Annotated in this window: 5 protein-coding genes; 4 read left to right on the top strand and 1 reads right to left on the bottom strand. The window is 71.4% G+C overall.

Annotated elements, in window-relative coordinates:
- The 3 genes from DZG00_RS13250 to DZG00_RS13240 form a co-directional block, all read left to right on the top strand.
- Positions 1 to 343, top strand: a 343-nt coding sequence (locus DZG00_RS13250; RefSeq protein WP_119455713.1) for a DUF6993 domain-containing protein, incomplete at its 5' end; no start/stop codon positions are given.
- A gap of 63 nt (positions 344 to 406) precedes the next feature.
- Positions 407 to 2,089, top strand: coding sequence for an energy-dependent translational throttle protein EttA (gene ettA, locus DZG00_RS13245; RefSeq protein ID WP_119383116.1), 1,683 nt, complete (start codon positions 407 to 409; stop codon positions 2,087 to 2,089).
- Between the two features lie 4 nt (positions 2,090 to 2,093).
- A complete protein-coding gene (locus DZG00_RS13240) occupies positions 2,094 to 2,573 on the top strand; it encodes an acyl-CoA thioesterase (protein WP_119455712.1) in 480 nt (159 codons plus the stop codon).
- Between the two features lie 21 nt (positions 2,574 to 2,594).
- Here DZG00_RS13240 and DZG00_RS13235 read toward each other — a convergent pair whose 3' ends face one another.
- On the bottom strand, positions 2,595 to 3,500 hold the full coding sequence (locus tag DZG00_RS13235) for an acyl-CoA thioesterase (protein ID WP_119383179.1): 906 nt from the start codon (positions 3,498 to 3,500) through the stop codon (positions 2,595 to 2,597).
- 82 nt (positions 3,501 to 3,582) lie between these two features.
- Here DZG00_RS13235 and DZG00_RS13230 point away from each other — a divergent pair.
- Positions 3,583 to 3,942, top strand: a 360-nt coding sequence (locus DZG00_RS13230; protein WP_511172841.1) for a DUF8010 domain-containing protein, incomplete at its 3' end; no start/stop codon positions are given.

Here is a 3,942-nt window from a genome sequence, read left to right as displayed (position 1 = left end):
CGCCGCGCCCACCGTCGCGCCGGTCGATCCCAGCGGCACGGCCGAGGGCAACCTGCCCGCCTTCGAGGCGACGGCGGGCGGGGTCGTCGCCGCGGACCCCAACGCGCAGGGCCGTGCCCTCGTCGACGCCCTCGTCGCCGCCGGCTTCCCGAAGGACCGCATGGAGGTCACCGCCGACGCGACGCCCCTCGGCAACTCGGTCGACTCGATCCTCGTCTCGGTGCGGCTCGACGACGGCTGCCTCATCGGGCAGCGGGCGCAGGACGGCTTCAGCGCCCACGTCGAGCCGACCCTCGCCTCGGGCCGCTGCCTCATCGGCCAGACGCGCGCGATCGACTGGTGAGCAGGCCGCCGACGCCAGCGCGTGCGGCGTCCGGCACCTGCGGCACTGAATAGACTCGCTGGCATGGCTGAATACATCTACTCGATGGTCCGCGCCCGGAAGTCGGTCGGCGACAAGCTGATCCTCGACGACGTCACCATGTCGTTCATCCCCGGCGCCAAGATCGGCGTCGTCGGGCCGAACGGCGCGGGCAAGTCGACGATCCTGAAGATCATGGCGGGCCTCGACACCCCCAGCAACGGCGAGGCGAAGCTGTCGCCCGGCTACTCGGTCGGCATCCTCATGCAGGAGCCCGAGCTCGACGAGTCGAAGTCCGTCCTCGAGAACGTCCAGGAGGGCGTCGGCCCGCTCAAGGCGCAGGTCGACCGCTACAACGAGATCGCCGCGGCCATGGCCGAGCCCGACGCCGACTTCGACACCCTGCTCGCCGAGATGGGCACCCTGCAGGAGGCCATCGACGCCGCCGACGGCTGGGAGCTCGACTCGCAGCTCGAGCAGGCGATGGACGCGCTGCGCACGCCGCCGGGGGACGCCTCGGTCGCGAACCTCTCCGGAGGCGAGAAGCGCCGCGTCGCGCTCTGCAAGCTGCTGCTGCAGAAGCCCGACCTGCTGCTCCTCGACGAGCCCACCAACCACCTCGACGCCGAGAGCGTGCTCTGGCTCGAGCAGCACCTTTCCAAGTACCCCGGCGCCGTCCTCGCCGTGACCCACGACCGGTACTTCCTCGACCACGTGGCCGAGTGGATCGCCGAGGTCGACCGCGGGCGCCTCTACCCCTACGAGGGCAACTACTCCACCTACCTCGAGAAGAAGCAGGAGCGCCTCAGCGTCCAGGGCAAGAAGGACGCGAAGCTCTCCAAGCGCCTCGCCGAGGAGCTCGACTGGGTCCGCAGCAACGCCAAGGGCCGCCAGGCGAAGTCGAAGGCGCGCCTGGCGCGCTACGAGGAGATGGTGACCGAGGCGGAGCGCACGAGGAAGCTGGACTTCGAGGAGATCCAGATCCCGGTGGGCCCGCGGCTCGGCTCGCAGGTCATCGACGCGAAGAAGCTGCACAAGCAGTTCGGCGAGCGGGTCCTCATCGACGACCTCTCGTTCACGCTGCCCCGCAACGGCATCGTCGGCGTCATCGGCCCGAACGGCGTCGGCAAGACCACGCTGTTCAAGACCATCGTCGGCTTCGAGCCGCTCGACTCGGGCGAGCTGAAGGTGGGCGACACCGTCGACATCTCCTACGTCGACCAGAGCCGCGGCGGCATCGACCCCGAGAAGTCGCTGTTCGAGGTCGTCTCCGACGGCCAGGACTACATCCAGGTCGGCAAGCAGGAGGTGCCCGCGCGCGCCTACGTCTCGACCTTCGGGTTCAAGGGACCGGACCAGCAGAAGAAGGCCGGCATCCTCTCCGGCGGAGAGCGCAACCGCCTGAACCTCGCGCTCACCCTCAAGCAGGGCGGCAACCTCCTCCTGCTCGACGAGCCCACCAACGACCTGGACGTCGAGACGCTCGGCAGCCTCGAGAACGCGCTCCTCGAGTTCCCCGGCTGCGCCGTGGTCATCACCCACGACCGGTGGTTCCTCGATCGGATCGCGACGCACATCCTGTCCTACGAGGGCACGGAGGAGGATCCGGCGAACTGGTACTGGTTCGAGGGCAACTTCGAGTCGTACGAGCAGAACAAGATCGAGCGCCTGGGCCCGGACGCCGCGAAGCCGCACCGCTCCGCGTACCGCAAGCTCACGCGGGACTGATCGCGTGACCCGGGTCCACGTCCCGGTCCACCTCAGGTGGGCCGACCTCGACGCCTACGACCACGTGAACAACGTGGAGGTCCTGCGGCTCCTGGAGGAGGCGCGCGTCCGCGCATTCTGGCGGGGCGACGACGACGGGGACGGCGTGGACCCCGGGATGGCGCTCATCGACGCGACGGCGGGTGCCGCCACCATGACGATGATCGCCCGGCAGGAGATCGAGTACCTGCTGCCCATCTCCTACGGCAGGCGGCCGCTCGACGTGCAGGTGTGGCTCGGGCGGCTCGGCGGATCCAGCCTCGAGGCCTGCTACGAGGTGCGGACGCCCGTCGGCGTGGAGCCCGCGGCGCTGTACGCCCGCGCGTCGACCACCATCGTGCTCGTCGACTCCGGGACCGGGAGGCCCCGCCGGATCACCGAGGACGAGCGCGCCGCATGGGCGGACTACGTCGAGGAGCCCGTGGCCTTCAGCCGACGCAGCTGAGCGACCCGCCGAGCAGGTCGATCAGCCGCGGTCCGCCAGCGGCACGCGGACCATGCCCTCCTGCGCCACGCTCGCGAGCAGGATCCCGTCGCGCGAGTAGATGCGGCCGAGCGACAGGCCGCGGCCGCCCTGGGCGCTGGTCGACTCCTGCACGTAGAGCATCCACTCGTCCGCGCGGCCGAAGCGGTGGAACCACATGGCGTGGTCGAGGCTCGCGGCCTTGATGCCGGGGGTCGCCCACGACAGCCCGTGCCTGCGGTAGATGGACTCGAGGATCGAGTAGTCGCTCGCGTAGGCGAGGGAGGCGAGGTGCACGGCGGGGTCGTCAGGGAGGCGCCCGATCGCGCGGATCCACACGGCCTGGTGCGCGACGCGGTCGGGCGCGGCACCGAAGTAGACCGGCTGCTCGACGTGGCGCATGTCGAACGGGCGGTCGTTGGCCCAGTGCGCGGCGACGGGGTGGTCGATGCGGGACAGCACGTCGCGCGCGCTCGGCAGCGACTCCGGCTCGGGGATGCCCTCGGGCATGGGCGCCTGGTGCTCGAGGCCCTCGTCCGCGTCCTGGAACGAGGCGATCATCGAGAGGATCGGGCGGCCGTCCTGGTACGCCTGCGTGCGGCGGGTCGAGAACGAGCGGCCGTCGTGGATCCGGTCGACCGAGAAGGTGATGGGCTTCGTGACGTCGCCGGGGCGGAGGAAGTAGCCGTGCATGCTGTGCGGGCGGCGGTCGGCGTCCGTGGTGCGCATGGCCGCGACGAGGGACTGCGCGAGCACCTGGCCGCCGAAGACGCGGCCCATGGGCATCCACTGGGACGGGCCCGTGGAGATGTCCTCGCTCGTGCGGGCGCCCGTGTCGGTGAGGTCGAGCGCGGTGAGGAGGCCGGCGAGCGGGCCGTCGTCCGGGATGTCGGATGCGTGGTCGGTCATGGGTCCTCCGCCTGGCGAGCCGGCTTCGGGCAGCCGGGCGCCCGGCGGATCGCACGGGCGCATCCAGTAGCTTAGACACGCCATGACGCCCTCCTTCGCCCTCCGGGACGCCCTCGCCCTCGGCGATCTGCAGACCTTCCTCGGGCGCTCCGCCCGCGTCGACGACGGGGCCGTGCGCCTCATCGGATCCGGCGGCGTCCTCGCCGTCTACACCTCGGTGCTGCAGCCCGCCGGCCTCCTCGACCGGTCGCCCACCGTGCTCGGCCTCCGCACCTTCGCCGCCGAGACGCAGTCGCCCGTCGACAGCGTCGTGCCCATCCGCGCGCTCCTCGACCGCCTCGCGCGCCTCGAGGGGCCGGCGACCGGATCCCCGGGCGAGCCCGTCGGCGTGCTCGTGCCGCCGGACACCGCCACCGCGCCGTGGGCGGGGATCTCGCCCCCG

The organism is Clavibacter lycopersici, assembly GCF_003576405.1.
In the GTDB taxonomy this organism is placed as follows: Bacteria; Actinomycetota; Actinomycetes; order Actinomycetales; family Microbacteriaceae; genus Clavibacter; species Clavibacter lycopersici.
Note: the sequence above shows the minus strand (reverse complement) of the source record. Positions and strands in the feature narration are given on the sequence as shown.

Excerpts from the sequence above, each read along its gene's own strand:
- ettA (WP_119383116.1), top strand. The coding sequence starts at position 407 with ATGGCTGAATACATCTACTCGATGGTCCGCGCCCGGAAGTCGGTCGGC.
- DZG00_RS13235 (WP_119383179.1), bottom strand. The coding sequence starts at position 3,500 with ATGACCGACCACGCATCCGACATCCCGGACGACGGCCCGCTCGCCGGC.